At 73.1% G+C, this 18,150-nt stretch carries 16 protein-coding genes; 4 read left to right on the forward strand and 12 right to left on the reverse strand.

The window, feature by feature from the left end:
* Positions 1-261: 261 nt before the first annotated feature.
* The 3 genes from IAG43_RS12295 to IAG43_RS12305 all read right to left on the reverse strand — a co-directional run bounded on the left by IAG43_RS12295 (position 262) and on the right by IAG43_RS12305 (position 4,794).
* Positions 262-1,812, reverse strand: a complete 1,551-nt coding sequence (locus IAG43_RS12295; protein WP_246574267.1) for an N-acetylmuramoyl-L-alanine amidase — start codon at positions 1,810-1,812, stop codon at positions 262-264.
* 188 nt (positions 1,813-2,000) lie between these two features.
* Positions 2,001-3,278, reverse strand: coding sequence for a HEAT repeat domain-containing protein (locus IAG43_RS12300; protein WP_187740793.1), 1,278 nt, complete (start codon positions 3,276-3,278; stop codon positions 2,001-2,003).
* 343 nt (positions 3,279-3,621) lie between these two features.
* Positions 3,622-4,794: an acyl-CoA dehydrogenase family protein gene (locus tag IAG43_RS12305; RefSeq protein WP_187740794.1), complete on the reverse strand. Its 1,173-nt coding sequence runs from the start codon at positions 4,792-4,794 to the stop codon at positions 3,622-3,624.
* 191 nt (positions 4,795-4,985) lie between these two features.
* Between IAG43_RS12305 and IAG43_RS12310 the strand changes: the two genes are divergently transcribed.
* Positions 4,986-6,323 carry a UDP-glucose dehydrogenase family protein gene (locus IAG43_RS12310; protein ID WP_187740795.1) on the forward strand — a complete coding sequence of 446 codons (1,338 nt, stop codon included), beginning with the start codon at positions 4,986-4,988 and terminating at the stop codon, positions 6,321-6,323.
* 192 nt (positions 6,324-6,515) lie between these two features.
* Here IAG43_RS12310 and IAG43_RS12315 read toward each other — a convergent pair whose 3' ends face one another.
* Positions 6,516-7,016: a CGNR zinc finger domain-containing protein gene (locus IAG43_RS12315; RefSeq protein ID WP_187740796.1), complete on the reverse strand. Its 501-nt coding sequence runs from the start codon at positions 7,014-7,016 to the stop codon at positions 6,516-6,518.
* A 107-nt stretch (positions 7,017-7,123) separates the two neighbouring features.
* Here IAG43_RS12315 and IAG43_RS12320 point away from each other — a divergent pair, with 107 nt between their 5' ends.
* Entirely contained in the window at positions 7,124-7,483 is a 360-nt protein-coding gene (locus IAG43_RS12320) for a VOC family protein (RefSeq protein WP_187740797.1), read from the forward strand.
* A 40-nt stretch (positions 7,484-7,523) separates the two neighbouring features.
* Here the strand turns inward: IAG43_RS12320 and IAG43_RS12325 are convergent, their stop codons facing one another.
* The 4 genes from IAG43_RS12325 to IAG43_RS12340 form a co-directional block, all read right to left on the reverse strand.
* On the reverse strand, positions 7,524-8,711 hold the full coding sequence (locus tag IAG43_RS12325; protein WP_187740798.1) for a membrane dipeptidase: 1,188 nt from the start codon (positions 8,709-8,711) through the stop codon (positions 7,524-7,526).
* 188 nt (positions 8,712-8,899) lie between these two features.
* Positions 8,900-10,108: a dipeptidase gene (locus IAG43_RS12330; RefSeq protein WP_187740799.1), complete on the reverse strand. Its 1,209-nt coding sequence runs from the start codon at positions 10,106-10,108 to the stop codon at positions 8,900-8,902.
* A gap of 21 nt (positions 10,109-10,129) precedes the next feature.
* The gene (gene purE / locus IAG43_RS12335) at positions 10,130-10,651 is read right to left on the reverse strand and encodes a 5-(carboxyamino)imidazole ribonucleotide mutase (RefSeq protein WP_187740800.1); all 522 of its coding nucleotides are present in this window, start codon (positions 10,649-10,651) and stop codon (positions 10,130-10,132) included.
* Entirely contained in the window at positions 10,648-11,787 is a 1,140-nt protein-coding gene (locus IAG43_RS12340) for a 5-(carboxyamino)imidazole ribonucleotide synthase (RefSeq protein ID WP_187740801.1), read from the reverse strand. Before IAG43_RS12340 ends, purE begins: the two co-directional genes overlap by 4 nt.
* Before the next feature lie 176 nt (positions 11,788-11,963).
* On the opposite strand from IAG43_RS12340, the gene IAG43_RS12345 reads away from it, so the two are divergent.
* On the forward strand, positions 11,964-12,500 hold the full coding sequence (locus IAG43_RS12345) for a GtrA family protein (RefSeq protein ID WP_187740802.1): 537 nt from the start codon (positions 11,964-11,966) through the stop codon (positions 12,498-12,500).
* 63 nt (positions 12,501-12,563) lie between these two features.
* On the opposite strand, the gene IAG43_RS12350 is transcribed toward IAG43_RS12345, so the two are convergent.
* Positions 12,564-13,829, reverse strand: coding sequence for an ATP-binding protein (locus IAG43_RS12350; RefSeq protein WP_187740803.1), 1,266 nt, complete (start codon positions 13,827-13,829; stop codon positions 12,564-12,566).
* 148 nt (positions 13,830-13,977) lie between these two features.
* Positions 13,978-14,655, reverse strand: a complete 678-nt coding sequence (locus IAG43_RS12355) for a response regulator transcription factor (protein ID WP_187740804.1) — start codon at positions 14,653-14,655, stop codon at positions 13,978-13,980.
* Between the two features lie 472 nt (positions 14,656-15,127).
* Here IAG43_RS12355 and IAG43_RS12360 point away from each other — a divergent pair, with 472 nt between their 5' ends.
* Positions 15,128-16,633 (forward strand): peptide MFS transporter, encoded by a 1,506-nt coding sequence (locus IAG43_RS12360; protein WP_187740805.1) that lies wholly within the window; start codon positions 15,128-15,130, stop codon positions 16,631-16,633.
* 464 nt (positions 16,634-17,097) lie between these two features.
* On the opposite strand, the gene IAG43_RS12365 is transcribed toward IAG43_RS12360, so the two are convergent.
* Positions 17,098-17,595 (reverse strand): ATP-binding protein, encoded by a 498-nt coding sequence (locus tag IAG43_RS12365; protein ID WP_187740806.1) that lies wholly within the window; start codon positions 17,593-17,595, stop codon positions 17,098-17,100.
* A 174-nt stretch (positions 17,596-17,769) separates the two neighbouring features.
* On the reverse strand, positions 17,770-18,141 hold the full coding sequence (locus tag IAG43_RS12370; RefSeq protein ID WP_187740807.1) for an STAS domain-containing protein: 372 nt from the start codon (positions 18,139-18,141) through the stop codon (positions 17,770-17,772).
* Positions 18,142-18,150: the final 9 nt, after the last annotated feature.

Raw genomic sequence — 18,150 nt, forward strand, 5'->3', positions numbered from 1 at the left:
GACCACGTCCCCCTCCTGCGTCACATCCGTTGTCCGTGTGTCCCTGGACAGGGACGCGCTGGACGGCCGCGGGGGTTCCGGCCACGCTCCTGCCCTGTTCCGGCCACGTTCCGGCCACGGGTGACGGGGCGCCGGCCACGGGTGACGGGGCGGCGCAGGCGCCGAAGGCTCCGGGGTGCCGCGGCGGCCCGCACGAAGGCCCCGGCGGGAACGGTGCGTCCCTGCCGGGGCCCTTCGTGCGGATCCGTCTCGTGCGCGGGCTCAGCGCCCGGCCTGGAGCGCGCCCCAGGTCAGCGGGCCCACCTCGGAGTCCGGGTCCAGGCCGCGGGTCGACTGGTAGTCGCGTACCGCCTGCGCGGTGCCCGAGCCGAAGATGCCGTCGGCGGCGACGGTCCGGCCGAGCGCGGCCGTCAGCGCACGCTGGACGCGCTGCACGGCCTCGCCGGTGGAGCCCTGCTTCAGCGCCGGCCGGGCACCGGCCGAGAGCAGCGCCGTCCAGGTCTTCGGGCCCACCGTCGAGTCCGCGGAGAGGCCCTTCGCCGTCTGGAACGCGCGGACGGCGGCGGCCGTCCCGGAACCGAACTGGCCGTCCACCTGGCCCACGTCGTGGCCCTGGGCTTCCAGGAGCCACTGGGCGGCACTGACCTGGGCGCCCGTGGAACCGTTGCGCAGGGTGGCGTACGAGGAGAAGGTGAGCTGCGGCGGGGCCGTCGTGCTGCCGCCCACGAGCTGCATGTACCGGTTCCAGTCCCAGTGCGGGCCGGGGTCGGTGTGATCGTTGCCCGGGACCTCCACATGGCCCACGATGTGCGCGCGGTCCTTGGGGATGTTGTAGCGGTCGGCGATCGAGCGGGTGAGCGCCGCGGAGGAGCGGTACATCGCGTCGGTGAACCAGGACGGCTGGTCGACCCAGCCCTCGTGCTCGATGCCGACGGAGTACGGGTTGCCGGACTTGGCGTGCCAGGCGGTGTCCTTCTCGCGGACCATCTGCGTCACCTGGCCGTCCGAGGAACGCACCACGTAGTGCGCGCTGACCTGGGACGTGGGGTTCTGGATCCAGCTGATGGTGCCGGCGTACGAGCCCTGGGTGACGTGCACCACGACCGCCGTGATCGCGGAGGTGCGCCCCACCTTGTAGTTGCTGGTGCTGGCCGGGACCCAGAGCGCGGACGGGTAGTCGGGGGCGGCGACGAGCGGGGCCGCGTCGGCGTAGTCGCCACGGTCCGGCTCGACGGCCGTGGGCCGGACGGTGACCGCGGAGCCGTCCTCGGCGCGGGCGGTGACGCCCTGGACGAGGATGTCGTAGACGCCGTCGGCGTAGAAACGGGCGGCGCGGTCGTCGGGGGATCCGCCGTAGCGCGCCACCGCCTCGTACCAGGCGGCGGGGCGGTCGCGTTCGGCGCCGGTGAGCCCGGCGGCGTCGGCGCGGGCGCGCAGGACGGCGGCGCCGCCGCGGATGTTGGCGGCGGTGTCGTGGCGCAGGGTCGCGGCGGGGAGGCCGGTGAGCCTCGACGCCTCGCGCAGGGTCTGCTGACGCGGGTTGTCGACGAGGTGCATCACCCCGTACCCGCGGGCCTGGCTGGGCTGCCCGTCGTGTCCGTCGAGCCGGCTCTCGCCGTACCCGACCGCGACGAGCAGGTCCCTGGGGACGTCGTACTCCTCTGCGGCGGCCGTGAAGGCGGCCGCCACGGTGGGCGGGGCCGGGGCCGCCGGGCTGGCCTGAGCCGCGGGCGCGAGGGCTGTCAGGGTCAGACCGAGTACGGCGGTGAGCACCGCCGGGATGTGCCGTGCCGGTGTCGCATGGTGTCTCACGGGGCCTCCGTGGTACGGGAGTTGGGGCGACAGGACCGTTCACGCCGGTCGGCGTCCGACCACTGAACCGGTCTTGGCTACGCGCGTCAATGGCGCCACGCCCGTCTCTCCCTCACCACATGTCCCAACCGTCTTCCGGCCGCCCCCGGGCGCCGTCCGCCGGGCCGCACCCACCTGCCTTCCGCGCCTCACGCGCCGAAGGCAGCCAGCGCCGCACGGGCCGCGGGGTACACGTCCGGGGGGAAACGCCGTTCGGACGACAGAACCCCTGCGAGCAGCGGGGCCGCGGCGGCGGCCGGGGCCCCGATACGGGCCGCGTACCGGACCGCCGCGCGACAGGGTGCGTCAGCGGCACCCGATGCCAGCGGGCGCAGCGCCGCCAGCAGCACCGGGACGGCGGCGTCCGTGTCGCCGGTGATCCGCCACCAGGCATGGGCGGCGCGGACACGGGTCCAGGGGCCGGGCGAATCGAGCAGCGGGCGGACCGCGGACGCGTACGGCGTCGCCACCTGCCCCAGCTCCGCCAGCCGGTGGAGGTCGGCGTACCCGAGACCCCGGGGAGCCTCCTCGTCCAGGAAGGCCAGGAAGACCCCCGGATCACCGGTGATCCGCCAGTGGGCCCAGGCAGCGTTCTGGGTGCCGTGCCACCGCCGTCGTCCGGGCGGCTCCGGGCAGCCGCCGTCGTGGCGCGGCGGCTGTGCGACGCCTCGGACGAAATCGCCGAGAGTGTCCGCCGCGGGCGCCGCCGCCGCGCCGACGGCGCCGAGCGCGTCGCAGGCCCATCGCACATTGCGGGTGGCGAGGACCGCTGTCAGTTCGGGTACCGCCGCACTCGCCGCGGGGCCCCATGCGGCCAGTGCGGCGAGGACCGGCCTCAGTTGCTCCTTGCCGGCCGCGTCGGCCAGCAGGCGACGGACCCCGGGGAGCAACGCTTCGGCATGCGCCGCCATCGGTCGCAGAATCTGCCCGAGCGACGTCACCTCGAAGAACGGAAGCGTGCTGCTCGACGCCAGCCAGCGGTGCACCGGGGGCAGCGCTTCCGGGTGGCCGAGACGGGCGAGGGCCAGCGCGGCCGGCCCGGAGACCCGGTCGTACGGGTCGCCGGCGGCCACGATCAGAGCGGGCACGGCCAGCGTGACGTCCTGCGTGGAGTCGGCGGACACCAGCCGGGCCAGCACCATCGCGGCGTCGCCCTTCGCGTGGGCATGAGGCGACGTCAGACACCGCACCAGGCCGGCCACCAGATCCGGCCGGGGCGTCCGCCATCGCAGCAGGACCTCCGAGGCGATCGAGACGGCACCCTCGGCCAGATCGGAGCGCGGGGAGCCGAAGGCGCCGAGGGCGAGCGCGACCCCGCGGTCCACGTGCTCGTACTCGTCCAGCCGCAGATCGGCCGGGTCCACGCCCGCCTCCGCGAGGAGCTTGCGCGCTTCGAAGGTGTACTCGGCCCGACTCCCCCGCGTCATGGGCCCACGCTACCGCCGGCCGGACTCCGGCGATCATCCCCGCGGGGCCGCCCCGTGGTCCCCGCACCGGTCGACCGCGGCACCGGCCTGCCCGGTCGCCTGAGCGAAGCGACGAAGCCCCGGCCACGAGGGCCGGGGCCGGCCAGGGCCCCATGCGAACGACCCCCGGCAGCGAGCCGGGGGTCGTTGTGTTTGTGCAGGTGAGGGGCGGTTCCCGTCCAGCGTCAGCCGAGGAGTTTCCCAGCACGACGCCCACGGCAGGCCCGAAACGGTCCCGAACGGGCAGGAAGCCGATCACGGTCCGCGAACCGTTGAAGATGGCCGCTGCCCTGTGAGAACCCGGTTACGGCAGGTTCCTCGCCATCACGATGCGCTGGACCTGGTTGGTGCCCTCGTAGATCTGGGTGATCTTGGCGTCGCGCATCATGCGCTCGACCGGGTAGTCGCGGGTGTAGCCGTAGCCGCCCAGGAGCTGGACCGCGTCGGTGGTGACCTCCATCGCGACGTCGGAGGCGAAGCACTTGGCCGCGGCGCCCTGGAAGGTGAGGTCCCCTTCTGCACCTCCGGCGGCGACGCGCTCGGACTTCGCGGCGGCCGCGTAGGTCAGCTGGCGGGCGGCCTCGATCTTCATGGCCATGTCCGCGAGCATGAACTGGATGCCCTGGAAGTCGGCGATCGGCTTGCCGAACTGCTTGCGCTCCTGGACGTAGCCCTTGGCGTAGTCGAGGGCGCCCTGCGCGACACCGAGGGCCTGCGCGGCGATGGTGATGCGGGTGTGGTCCAGGGTCTTCATCGCGGTGGCGAAGCCCGTGCCCTCCGCGCCGATCATGCGGTCGGCGGGGATGCGGACGTTGTCGAGGTAGACCTCGCGGGTCGGGGAGCCCTTGATGCCGAGCTTCTTCTCCGGGGCGCCGAAGGAGACGCCCTCGTCGGACTTCTCGACCACGAAGGCGCTGATGCCCTTGGAGCGCTTCTCGGGGTCGGTGACGGCCATCACCGTGTAGAAGTCGGAGACGCCGGCGTTGGTGATCCAGCGCTTCACGCCGTTGAGGACCCAGAAGTCGCCGTCGCGGACCGCGCGGGTCTTCATGCCCGCCGCGTCCGAACCGGCGTCCGGCTCGGAGAGGCAGTACGAGAACATCGCGTCGCCCTTGGCCAGCGGGCCCAGGTACTTCTTCTTCAGCTCCTCGGAGCCGGAGAGGATCACCGGCAGCGAGCCCAGCTTGTTGACCGCGGGGATCAGGGAGGAGGAGACGCAGGCGCGGGCCACCTCCTCGATCACGATGACGGTGGCGAGCGCGTCGGCGCCGGCGCCGCCGTAGGACTCCGGGACGTGCACGGCGTGCAGGTCGGAGGCGACGAGCGCGTCGAGCGCCTCCTGCGGGAAGCGGGCCTCCTCGTCCACCGCCGCGGCGAAGGGTGCGATCTTCGCCTCGGTCAGGGAGCGGACCGTCTCGCGGAGCATGTCGTGCTCTTCGGACGGGCGGTACAGATCGAAGTCGGCCGATCCTGCCAAGGTGTCTCACTCCCCAAGCTGCTGCTAACTACCGTTAAGTAACCCAATTTTAGACGGGCTCCCCGCGCCCGGCATACGTGAGCTTGACGACAGGTCCATCACTACCCCCGGGACGGCCGGATTCGACCCCGGAGCAGGCGCGGATATGCTCGGGCGCGCACCTTCGCCCGCGCATCAGTACTGGAGCACGCATGGCCCTCAAGATCACCGTGATCGGCACCGGCTACCTCGGTGCGACCCACGCAGCGGCCATGGCGGAGCTCGGCTTCGAGGTCCTGGGCCTCGACATCGTGCCCGAGAAGGTCGAGCTGCTGTCCACGGGCCGGGTGCCGATGTACGAGCCCGGTCTGGAGGAGCTGCTGCGCAAGCACGTCGCGGGCATCGAGGGCTCCAGCGGGCGGCTGAGGTTCACGACCTCCTGGGAGGAGGTCGGCGCGTTCGGCGACGTCCACTTCGTGTGCGTGAACACTCCGCAGAAGCACGGCGAGTACGCCTGTGACATGAGTTACGTGGACTCCGCCTTCGCCTCGCTCGCCCCGCACCTGGCGGGCCGGGCACTGGTCGTGGGCAAGTCGACCGTGCCGGTCGGCAGCGCGGAGCGGCTCGCCGTCCTGCTCGCCGAGCGGGCTCCCGGCGACGTCGAGCTGGCCTGGAACCCGGAGTTCCTCCGGGAGGGCTTCGCCGTCGACGACACCCTCCACCCGGACCGGATCGTGGTCGGCGTCGGCAGCGCGGACGCGGAGAAGGTGCTCCGCGAGGTGTACGCCACCCCCATCGCGGAGGGGTCGCCGTTCGTGGTGACGGACTTCCCGACGGCCGAGCTGGTGAAGACCGCCGCGAACTCCTTCCTCGCGACGAAGATCTCCTTCATCAACGCCATGGCCGAGGTGTGCGAGGCGGCCGGCGGCGACGTGGTGAAGCTGGCGGAGGCGATCGGCCACGACGAGCGCATCGGCAAGCGGTTCCTGCGCGCGGGCGTCGGCTTCGGCGGCGGCTGCCTGCCGAAGGACATCCGGGCCTTCATGGCCCGGGCCGGCGAGCTGGGCGCCGACCAGGCGCTGACGTTCCTGCGCGAGGTCGACTCCATCAACATGCGGCGCCGCGGGCACATGGTCGAGCTGGCGCGTGAGGCCGTCGGCGGCGGCTCGTTCCTGGGCAAGCGGGTGGCGGTGCTCGGCGCGACGTTCAAGCCGGACTCCGACGACGTCCGCGACTCGCCCGCGCTCAACGTGGCCGGCCAGATACAGCTCCAGGGCGGCCAGGTGACCGTGTACGACCCCAAGGGCATGGAGAACGCCCGGCGGCTCTTCCCCACGCTGGCCTACGCGGACTCGGCGCTGGAGGCGGTCCGTGGCGCGGACGTGGTGCTGCACCTGACGGAGTGGCGCGAGTTCCGCGAGCTGGACCCCGAGGCGCTGGGCGAGGTGGCGTCCGAGCGGATCGTGCTCGACGGCCGGAACGCGCTGGACCCGGGGGTGTGGCGCTCGGCAGGCTGGACGTACCGCGCGATGGGCCGCCCGGTGGCCTGAGCCTCCCCGTCCCCTTCCCGTGCCGATGGCCGGGGCGACCGCACGGCGGTCGCCCCGGCCATCGGCGTGTCCGGACCCGGCGCGGGGTGGTGGGCGTTGCGCGGGCGGGCGGCGGGTGTCGCAGCGGCGCGGCAGCGTGGGAAGGGGACGCTGCCCGGGTGCGGAAGGCGCGCGTCCGGGCGGGTGCGGGCGTCAGGTGTCGCGGCGGGCGCGGTAGGTGCGCATCTTGGCCCGGGCTCCGCAGACGGACATCGAGCACCAGCGGCGGCGGCCCGCCGGGCTGCGGTCGTAGTACGCCCAGCGGCAGTCCTCGGCCTCGCACGCCTTGAGGCGTGCCCAGGTGCCGTCGGCGGCACCGGCCGCGATCGCCAGCGCGACCCGGCACAGCAGGCCGTCCCCGCCGGCCGCCGCCCGCAGCCGAGCCGTGCCGTCGGCGGCGATGGAGACGTGCAGCGGGGCACCCGTGAGCAGGGCGTCGAGGCCGTCGGGCGTGCCGTGTCCCGCATGGGCGAGACAGGCGCAGCGCAGCGCCTCGCGCAGCGCGCGGGCCGCACCGAGGTCGCGCTCCGCGAGGGCGAAGCGCTCCAGGTTCTCCGGCGTGCCGAGCGTGTCCGCGCCGGACTCGACGTCCAGCGTGTTGACCAGCGCCTCGATCAGCGCGAGCCCGCCGGGTGCGGTGGCCCTGTCGTTCATGGTTGCGACGTTACCTCCATTACGGCACCATGCAGTAACGGTGACCGGTTGAAGCTGTCTACCGGTAACGCCGGGGAGGGCCGTCACGTGACACAGGAGGAGCAGCCATGAGCATCGCCAAGCTGGGAGCCGTCGTACTGGACTGTCCCGACCCGCTCGCGCTCGCGCGCTTCTACGCGGAGCTGCTCGGCGGGGAGATCGAGGACGACGGCGACGGGTGGGTCGACCTCAAGAGCGCCGGCGCGACGCTCGCGTTCCAGGCCGCGCCCGGGTTCGAGCCGCCGAAGTGGCCGTCGCCGAAGGATTCGCAGCAGTTCCATCTGGACGTGACGGTGGACGACCTGGACGCGGCGGAGAAGCAGGTGCTGGCGCTCGGCGCCACGGCGCTGGAGGCGGACGACAGGTCGCGCAGCTTCCGGGTGTACGCCGACCCGGCGGGGCACCCGTTCTGCCTCTGCGCCTGCTGAACCGGCGCGGCCGCCGCGGCGGCCGCGCACCCGGGGGCGGTCAGGTGCCCAGGGTGTCGATGGTGGCGCGCGACGGGGACTCGCGGGTGGCCGCGGCGCGGGCGGCGAACTCCGCCTCGCGCAGCACCCTCATCATGTTCGACCAGGTGAGCGCGGTGACATCGGCCTCCGGCCAGCCGCGCTCCAGCAGGAGTGCCACGAGGCCGGGGAAACAGGCGACGTCCGCCAGACCCGGGGCGTGCGGCAGGCCCGTGTCCCAGGCGCCGGTCAGCGCCACGGTCTCGGGGCCGGCCGCCTCGCGGACGCGTTCGAGCGCCTCGGCCGTCTCCTCGGGGGTACCGGGGGTGCACGGCACCATGCACACTCCGCCGGATGCGCGCAGGGCGCGCAGGACGTCCTCCGGAAGGGGCTCCGGAGGGTGCGACACGATCGCGGGGACACGGCTGACGGCGAGCACCCGGCGAACGGTCTCGGGGGCGCTCCCGGAGAGGTCGGCGACGACGCCCAGCCGGTTCATCTCGCGGATCATCTCGTGGCCGAGCGGCGTCAGCCCGCGCTCCCCCGCCCAGCGCGTGCCTGCCAGGGTGACGCTGCGCACGCCGAGCGCGTGGAGCGCGCGGAGGGCGGCGAGCGAGTCGCCGAGCGCCTGGCCCGGGGCCGGACCGGGCAGCACCGCGGTGCGGCCGCGGTTGCGGGCGTCGACCAGGTCGTCGGCGGCCGCCGCGAGGAGCAGGCCCTCGGGGGTGGCGGCGGTCGTGGCCCGGACGAGGTCGAGGAGTTCGAGCACGTCCGCCAGGGTGGGGTCGGCGCCGGCCGGCGGGTGCAGGGACCAGAACTGGGCGCCCACCCGGCCGCGCCGCAGCCGCGGGACATCGGTCTCCAGCAGGGTCTCGCCCGCTTCGAGATCGTGGAAGTGCATGCTCCGCAGGACCGGGGCGAGCCCGCTGCGGCCGTCCACCACGGGGTGGGTGCGCAGCAGCGCCTCGGCACGGGCGAGGGAGTCCGCCCCCGCGGCTCCCGTGGTGACGCGGACCGCCCCCGCGGAACGGCCGGGTCCGTCGGCACCGGGACCGCCCGGCTGTCCGGCGGAGCCGGCCCGGCCGGGCGGCGCGGACTGCCCGGGGGCCTCGGCGCCGTCCGTCTCCCCGAGCGTCTCGATCGTCTCGATCGCCTCGAGCGCGCGGAGATCGGCGGTGGTGAAGAACGTGGCGTCCTGCGGTTCAGCCATGAGAGTGCTCCGGTCGCTGCCTCGGCGCGGGCCGCCGTGGCGCGGCCGGCCGTACGCCAACCGTGGCACGGCGGCTCCGGCGGGTCGCGGCGGGCGATGCGTTCGGGGGGTGCGCGGGCGCAGCCCGCCGTACCCGCCCGCACCACCGGGCGCGGCCGGATGCGCGGTCCGCGCGCCCGGCCGCGGGGTCAGACCGCGTCGAGCTCGTCGATCGTGGCGATCGACGGTCCGCGGGTGGCCTGGAGGTCGCGTGCCACGGCCTCCGCGCCGCGCAGGGCGCGGACCGCGTTCTGCCAGGTCAGCTTCGCCAGGTCGGTCTCCGACCAGCCGCGGTGGAGGAGCTCGGCGACGAGGTTCGGATAGCCGGCGACGTCGTCCAGGTCCGCCGGGGTGAAGGCGGTCCCGTCGAAGTCCCCGCCGATGCCGATGTGGTCGACGCCTGCGACCTCCCGCATGTGGTCGAGGTGGTCGGCCACGGTCGCGGCGGTCGCGACCGGCCTGGGGTTCGCCGCCTCGAACTCCTCGTGGATCTTCATGGCGCGCGGCGTGGTCTCCAGGTGGTGGAGTCCGTGGGCGCGCATGTTGTCGTCGGCGGCGCGGGTCCACTCGACGGCCGCGGGCAGGATGAACTTCGGCACGAACGTGGCCATCGCCACGCCGCCGTTGGCGGCCAGCATCGCGAGCACGTCGTCGGGGACGTTGCGCGGATGGTCGCAGACGGCCCGCGAGGAGGAGTGCGAGAAGATCACCGGCGCGGCCGAGGTGGCGAGCGCGTGGCGCATCGTCGACTCGGCGACGTGCGAGAGGTCGACGAGCATGCCGAGGCGGTTCATCTCGCGCACGACCTCGTGGCCGAACGCGGAGAGGCCGCCGACGCCCGGCTCGTCGGTCGCCGAGTCCGCCCAGGCGATGTTGTCGTTGTGGGTGAGCGTCATGTAGCGCACGCCCAGCGCGTACAGCGCCCGCAGCGTGGCCAGCGACTCGTTGATGGAGTGCCCGCCCTCGGCCCCCATCAGGGACGCGATCCGGCCCTCGGCGCGGGCGGTCTCCATGTCGTCGGCGGTGAGCGCCCGGGCCAGGTCGGCCGGGTAGCGGTCGAGGAGCCGGCCGACGACGTCGATCTGCTCCAGGGTGGCGCTGACCGCGTCGTCACCCGCCAGGTCGCTGCGCACGTACACGGACCAGAACTGCGCGCCGACGCCCCCGGAGCGCAGCCGGGGGATGTCGGTGTGCAGCCGGCCGCGCTGGTCGTCCGCGATGTCCAGCCGGTCGAGGTCGTAGCGGACGTGCTGGCGCAGCGCCCAGGGCAGGTCGTTGTGGCCGTCGACGACCGGGTGGGCGGCGAGCAGTTCGCGCGCCCGGCCGAGGTGGTGCGAGGGCTGGGTGGGGGATGTCATTCGGTGTTACTTCCCGGCGCGTTACTTGCCGAAGCCGAAGGCGTCCGCGCCCTGCACCTTGGCCCGCAGGCGCTTGCCCTTCTCGGTGGCCTGGTCGTTCAGCTCCTGCTGGAAGTCGCGCATCCGGCCGAGCAGCTCGGCGTCCTGGGTGGCGAGGATGCGGGCGGCGAGCAGGCCCGCGTTGCGGGCGCCGCCGACCGAGACCGTGGCGACCGGCACCCCGGCGGGCATCTGCACGATGGACAGCAGCGAGTCCATGCCGTCCAGGTACTTCAGCGGGACGGGGACGCCGATCACGGGCAGCGGGGTGACGGAGGCGAGCATGCCCGGCAGGTGGGCGGCACCGCCGGCGCCGGCGATGATCGCCTTGAGACCGCGGTCCGCGGCCTGCTCCCCGTACGCGATCATCTCGCGCGGCATGCGGTGGGCGGAGACGACGTCGACCTCGTAGGCGATCTCGAACTCGTCGAGGGCCTGCGCGGCGAGCTCCATGACGGGCCAGTCGGAGTCCGAGCCCATGACAATGCCGACGACAGCGCTCATTCGGTGATCGTTCCTCGCAGGTAGCCGGCGGCGTGACGGGCGCGCTCCAGCACGTCGTCGAGGTCGTCGCCGTAGGTGTTGACGTGTCCGACCTTGCGGCCGGGCTTCACGTCCTTTCCGTACATGTGGATCTTGAGCTGCGGGTCCCTGGCCATGCAGTGCAGGTACGCCGAGTACATGTCGGGGAAGTCGCCGCCCAGGACATTGCACATCACGGTCCAGGGGGCCCTCGGCCGGGGGTCGCCGAGCGGGAGGTCGAGCACGGCGCGGACGTGGTTCGCGAACTGCGAGGTGACCGCGCCGTCCTGGGTCCAGTGACCGGAGTTGTGGGGCCGCATGGCCAGCTCGTTGACGAGGATGCGGCCGTCGCGGGTCTCGAAGAGCTCGACCGCGAGGTGGCCGACGACGCCGAGTTCCTTGGCGATCCGCAGCGCGAGCTCCTGCGCCTGTCCGGCGAGCTCGTCCGAGAGGCCGGGCGCGGGCGCGATCACGGTGTCGCAGACGCCGTCGACCTGCTGCGACTCGACGACCGGGTAGGCGACGGCCTGCCCGTGCGGGGAGCGGACGATGTTCGCGGCGAGCTCGCGGACGAAGTCGACCCTCTCCTCCGCGAGGACGGCCACGCCCGCCTTGAACGGCGCCTCGGCGTCCTCGGGCGTGCGGACGAACCACACGCCCTTGCCGTCGTAGCCGCCCCGCACCGTCTTGAGGATGACCGGGAAGCCCCCGACCTCCTCGGCGAACGCGGCGGCGTCCGCGGGGTCGGACACGATGCGGTGCCGCGGGCAGGGCGCGCCGATCTCCGTGAGCTTCTCGCGCATCACGCCCTTGTCCTGGGCGTGCACGAGGGCCTCGGGTCCCGGCCGGACGGGGATGCCGTCGGCCTCCAGGGCGCGCAGGTGCTCGTAGGGCACGTGCTCGTGGTCGAAGGTGATCACATCGCAGCCGCGGGCGAACGCGCGCAGCGTCTCCAGGTCGCGGTAGTCGCCGATGACGACGTCACCGACGACCTGGGCCGCGGAGTCCTGCGGGGTGTCACTGAGGAGCTTGAATTTCAGGCCGAGGGGGATGCCCGCCTCGTGGGTCATACGGGCGAGCTGACCGCCGCCGACCATGCCGACTACCGGGAACGTCACCCCTTCAGGGTATCCGCCGAGGCGAGTGGCCCCGCCCCCCGTATGTTCCGACAAGACGTGTAGCAGCCGTCACACCGTCCTCACGACCCCCGGGCGTCGCCCCGGACGGCTGGATAGCATGACGGTGTCGACGCTGCCGCTCGACACCGCCGATCCGACGAGACTGGACACGCACCATGGGCGAACGACGCGGAGGACTGCGCGGCCGGCTGCGGCAGCTCGCGCGCGAGGTCGCCAAGTTCGGCGCGGTCGGCGGGGCGGGGCTGCTGGTCAACCTCGCGGTCTTCAACCTGGTGCGGCACCTGACCGACCTCCCCGTGGTGCGGGCGTCGGTGCTCGCGACCGTGGTGGCGATCGCGTTCAACTACGTGGGCTTCCGCTACTTCACGTACCGCGACCGCGACAAGAGCGGCCGCACCCGCGAGATGACGCTCTTCCTGCTGTTCAGCGCGGCCGGCCTGGTGATCGAGAACGGCATCCTCTACGCGGCGACCTACGGCTTCGGCTGGGACACCCCGCTCCAGAGCAACGTCTTCAAGTTCCTGGGCATCGGGATAGCGACTCTCTTCCGCTTCTGGTCCTACCGCACCTGGGTGTTCCGGGCGATGCCCGCCGCGGGGACGTCCGGGGCCGCTCCCGGTCCGGTGCTCCCAGCACACCTGCCGGAAGCGGCCCCGGACGTCCCCGCGGAGCCGGACCCGGTCGGACGGTAGCGCCCCGGTCCCGGAGCCCCCGGTGGAAAGCGGTCGCCTCCCGGCACCGGCGGAGCACGCCGGTCAGCGGACGGTCGGCTTCTCGTCCTTGCGCCCCCGGGCCACCCGGCTGAGGAAGACCGCGAACACCGGCGGATGCTGCTGGAGCAGTTCCAGCCGCCCGCCGTCGGCCTCCGCGAGGTCCCGCGCCACGGCGAGGCCGATGCCGGTGGAGTTCCGGCCGCTGATGGTCCGCTCGAAGATGCGCGCGCCGAGGTCGGCGGGCACGCCCGGGCCCTCGTCCGTGACCTCCACGACGGCCTGGTTCCCGGTGACCCGGGTCCGCACGGCCACGGTGCCGCCGCCGTGCATCAGCGAGTTCTCGATCAGGGCGGCCAGGACCTGCGCGACGGCCCCGGGGGTGCCGACCGCCCGCATCCCGCGCCGGCCCGAGTGCACGATGGCGCGGCCCGCGCTGCGGTACGCGGGGCGCCACTCCTCCAGCTGCTGCTTCACGACCTCGTCGAGGTCGAAGGCGACGGCGGAACCGATGCGCGGGTCGCGGGAATTGGTGAGCAACCGCTGGACGACGTCGGTGAGGCGCTCCACCTGATTCAGAGCGATGCTCGCCTCCTCCTTCACCGTCTCCGGGTCGTCGGTGAGGGTGATCTCCTCCAGCCGCATCGAGAGCGCGGTCAGCGGGGTGCGCAGCTGGTGGGAGGCGTCGGCGGCGAGCCTGCGCTCGGCCGTGAGCATGCGGGCGATCCGCTCGGCGCTCGCGTCGAGAACGTCGGCGACCCGGTCCAGCTCGGGGACGCCGTAGCGGCGGTGCCGGGGACGGGGGTCGCCCGAGCCGAGGCGCTCGGCGGTCTCGGCGAGATCGGTCAGCGGCGAGGTGAGGCGGTTCGCCTGCCGTACGGCGAGGGCCACGGCGGCCACCACGGCGAGGAGGGCCACCGCGCCGATGATCAGCAGCGAGCGGGCGACTTCGCGGGTCACCGCCGAGCGGGACTCCTCCACCGTGATCTCGGTGTCCTGCTCCCCCTCGGCGCTGGCGCTGATGACGCTGCCGGAGGGCCGCTTGCCGATCTCGATGGGAGCGCGGCCCGGGATGCGGATCTCGGCGTAGCGGGTGATGTCCGCCTGCTGGGCGATGATGCCGGGGTTGACCGGCTCACCGCCCACCAGCCGGGAGTCGACGATGCTGGCGAGCCGCAGGGCCTCGGAGTCCACGCTCTCCTGGGCGCTGCTGCTGATCGTGCGGGTCTCCACGAGGACGAGGGAGACCCCGAAGACGGCGATGACGACGAGGACCACGGCGAGCGTGGAGTTGATCAGACGGCGGCGCATGAGGTCTGCCTACCAGCTCGGGGACCGGACGTCGTGCCCGGACGGGGCCGGGCGTGCCCGGCCGGCGGGGGCGGGGCGCCGGGCGGCCCGGGCAGGGGCGGGTCGGGGTCGGGGCGGGTCAGGCCGGGGGGTTCAGGCCGGGAGCGGGTCAGGACTTCTCGAAACGGAAGCCCACGCCCCGGACGGTGGCGATGTAGCGGGGGTTGGCCGCGTCGTCGCCGAGCTTCTTGCGCAGCCAGGAGATGTGCATGTCGAGGGTCTTGGTCGACGACCACCAGGTGGTGTCCCAGACCTCGCGCATCAACTGGTCGCGGGTGACGACCCGTCCGGCGTCCCTGACCAGCACGCGCAGCAGGTCGAACTCCTTGGCGGTCAGCTGGAGCTCCTCCTCGCCCATCCACGCCCGGTGCGACTCGACGTCGATCCGCACGCCGTGGGTGGAGGGGGCGGGTACCGGCTCCGCGGCGCCGCGCCTCAGCAGGGCCCGGACCCGGGCGAGCAGCTCGGCCAGCCGGAACGGCTTGGTGACGTAGTCGTCGGCCCCGGCGTCGAGGCCCACCACGGTGTCCACCTCGTCGGCGCGGGCGGTCAGGACCAGGATCGGGATCGTGTGCCCCTCGGCACGGAGCCGCCTGGCCACCTCCAGACCGTCCATCCCGGGCAGTCCCAGGTCCAGGACGACGAGGTCGACACCGCCCGCGAGTCCGGCGTCGAGCGCGGTCGGACCGTCCTCGCGCACCTCCACCTCGTACCCCTCGCGGCGCAGCGCGCGGGCCAGCGGTTCGGAGATGGATGCGTCGTCCTCGGCGAGCAGTACACGCGTCATGAGGTGATGGTAGTCCGCGTGCCTCAGCCGGCGGAGGGTGATCGACAACGGCTTCGACTCAGGGGTGAGATCCTGTTATGGACCTTCGTTTCAGGGCAGACGGTTCCGCAGTGACCTGTGATTGATGTCTCAAGTCCTTCCATATGCCGCACTGTCGTGTCGTATGGTGGCGAGACGCCTGAAGTAGTATCCGGGGGCCTTTGGAGCGCATCCGCACCAAAGGTCTCTCTTTCTGTCCGGAGCCGGCCCCAACCCGGTTCCGCGGCAGCCCAAGTGACTGACCTGTGGGCCGGGCTCCCGTGCGGTGACGCGCGGGGGTGTGGATCCCGGTGAGGCCCGTTCCGTGCCGCTCCGCGAGGAGGGGCACGCCCCCTGGCGTGGGCGGTGGACGGACCGGCCGGTGCCGGCTGCCCCCACCGGGCGTGTTCCCGCTCACGAAGCGGCGCGCGTCCCGACACAACAAGGATCGACCATGGCGTCCAGCCTGACGAAGGCATCGGCCAGTACCCCTGGCAGCGATAAGACCTTCTTCGGCCACCCCCGCGGTATGGCCACGCTGTTCATGACGGAGATGTGGGAGCGCTTCTCCTGGTACGGGATGCGCGCCATCCTCGTGCTCTACCTGGTCGCGGGCGTCCTGGACGGCCCGCTGGAGGGCCGCGAGGCGCTTGCCGCCTCCATCTACGGCGTCTACAACGCCGTCGTCTACATGGCCGCGATGCCCGGCGGCTGGATCGCCGACCGCCTGTGGGGCGCCCGGAAGGCCGTCCTCGTGGGCGGCATCGTCATCGCCCTCGGCCACTTCACGCTGGCGATCCCGTCCGACGCCGCGTTCTTCGCCGGTCTCGCGCTGATCGCCGCCGGTACCGGCCTGCTGAAGCCCAACATCTCCGCGATGGTCGGCGGCCTCTACGAGGGCCAGCCGAGCGCGCGCCGTGACGCGGGCTTCACCCTCTTCTACATGGCGATCAACATCGGCGGCATGGCCGCGCCGCTGATCGTCGGCTACCTCGGTGAGAACGTCAACTGGCACCTCGGCTTCGCCGTCGCCGGTATCGGCATGACGCTCGCCGTCGTGCAGTACGTCCTCGGCGGACGCCACCTCGGCGACGTCGGCAAGGAGCCCGGCACCCCGGCCACGCCGGAGGAGAAGCGCAACGTGCTGCGGAAGGTGCTGCTGTGGGGCGGCATCGCCGTCGCGGCGGTCGCCGTGGACGTCGCACTCGGCACCTACGACATCGAGCACATCGTCAACGCGCTCGCCGTCCTCGGCATCGTCGTGCCGGTCGTCTACTTCGTCGCGATGTACCGGAACCCCGGCCTGACCGCCGAGGACCGTCCCAAGATCCAGGCCTTCGCGTGGTTCTTCGCGACGGCCGTGCTCTTCTGGATGATCTACGACCAGTCCGGATCGCTGCTGACGCTGTTCGCCGACGGCAAGACCGACCGGATGATCGGCGGCTGGGAGTTCCCCGCGTCCTGGTACCAGTCGGTCAACCCGGCCATGGTGATCATCCTGGCTCCGATCTTCGCCGGGCTGTGGGTCGCGCTGGCCAAGCGCAACCGCGAGCCCAGCACCCCGATGAAGTTCGCGCTGGCGATGCTCCTCATCGGCGGCTCCTTCGCCATCATGGGCCTCGCGGGCGCCGCGGCCGCCAACAGCGAGACCGGCAAGGTCACCGTCTTCTGGCTGCTGAGCGTGTACCTCGTCCAGACCATCGGCGAGATGTGCCTGTCCCCGGTCGGTCTCTCGCTCTCCACGAAGCTGGCGCCGAAGCAGTTCGTCGGCCAGATCATGGGTCTGTGGTTCCTCGCCACCGCGACGGGCAACGCCCTCAACGGCTGGACCACCAAGCTCAACGCTCCGCTGGGCGACGCCCTGTACTACTCCCTGTGGGCGGTCATCGCCGTCGCCACGGGCCTGGCGTTCATGACGGCGGGGCGCAAGATCCGCGCCCTGATGGGCAACGTGCGCTGAGGAATCAGCTGCTGACGCAGTGACACGGCGGCGGTCCGCCACCCGGAAGGGTGGCGGACCGCCGCCGTGTCCGGTCTCGGGGTGCGCGGGCCGCCGTATCGGACCTCGGGGTGTGCGCGCCGGCGTGTCGGACCTCGGGGTGTGTACGCGGCCGGCGCGGGGCGCGTCGTGGTCTTCGCGGCCCCGCGGGCCCGGGAAGCCCCTCCGGTGCGTGATGCCCGTGGCCGCCCCGCGTGGGACGCGGGGGCGCGACGACGACCATGGGGCGCGGAGCGCGCGCGTCCGCCGCCCGGGAGCGCCTGAGGGACGCGGAGCGCGGGCGTCCGCCCCGTGCAGGGCACTGGCGAGCGCCCCTCGTGAGATGGGGGCGCGTCCGCCGCGGCGCCGATGGGGCGCGAGGGCCTGAAAGGGACGTGGCGGCGGGCGTCGGGCATCGTCGCGGGCGCGCCCGCGACGGGCATGTGTCAGGCGGGGGCGGCCAGTTCGGCCCACACCGTCTTGCCCGGGGCGCCCGGCGTGCGGGCGACGCCCCAGTCGAGGCAGAGGCGCTGGACGATGAACATCCCGTGGCCGCCGGGGCGGCCCGCGCGGTGCGGGGTCCGGGGTGCGGGCTGGCCCGTGCCGCGGTCGTCGACCTCCAGGCGGAGCACCTTGCCGTCGGAGGCGACGCGCAGTTCCTCGGGGCCGTCCGCGTGCAGACAGGCGTTGGTGACCAGCTCGGAGACGACCAGCAGGACGTCCTCGGCCGCCGCGCTGCGCTCGGCCGTACCGGCGGGCAGCCAGCCCCAGTCGTAGAGGGCCTGCCGGGTGAAGTCGCGGGCGAGCGGGACGATGCCGCTGGCGCTGCCGAGCGCGAGACGGCGCACAGCGCCGCCCGGCGGTGCGGGTACGGCCGGTGCCGCGCCCGCTTCCCCGGGCTCGGGGCCCAATTCGCCCGGCGGCTGCTGCCGGGTGGTGCTCATCAGCGCTTCACCTCACCGATTCACCGATTCACCAGTTCGCCATTGCTTCTCTTCACGGGGCGCCCGTACGCGTCGCCCCGCGGGGGTCTCCTGCCCGGCGGGGACGTGACGACACCCACCGTTCTCCGTGACCCGCGTGACGCTCGGCACGTACGGGTACGGGGAGGAATACGTTCAGTCGTCCGCGAGGGCGTCTTCCAGCGTGCTGTGCACGGTGAAGACGGCCTCCGCTCCGGTGATCTCGAAGACCCTGGCCACCACGGGCCGCATCCCGGCCAGATGAACCCCACCGCCGCCGGCCTCGGCTTTCAGCCGGGCGCCGAGCAGCACATTGAGTCCGGTGGAGTCGCAGAAGTCGAGCTGCGAACAGTCGACCACCAGCCGCACCCGGCCTCGTTCGACCGCCTCGTCCAAGGGCGCACGCAGGAGTTCGGCCGTGTGGTGATCCAACTCACCGGCCGGTCTCACCACCTCGTTGCGACCCTCGGTCCGAACCTCGACCTGGAGTCGGCCCCGATTCACGCTGCCGACCGTCTCGCGGTCCATGCCCGTCCC

Origin of the sequence: Streptomyces genisteinicus (assembly GCF_014489615.1) — a bacterium.
Taxonomy (GTDB): domain Bacteria; phylum Actinomycetota; class Actinomycetes; order Streptomycetales; family Streptomycetaceae; genus Streptomyces; species Streptomyces genisteinicus.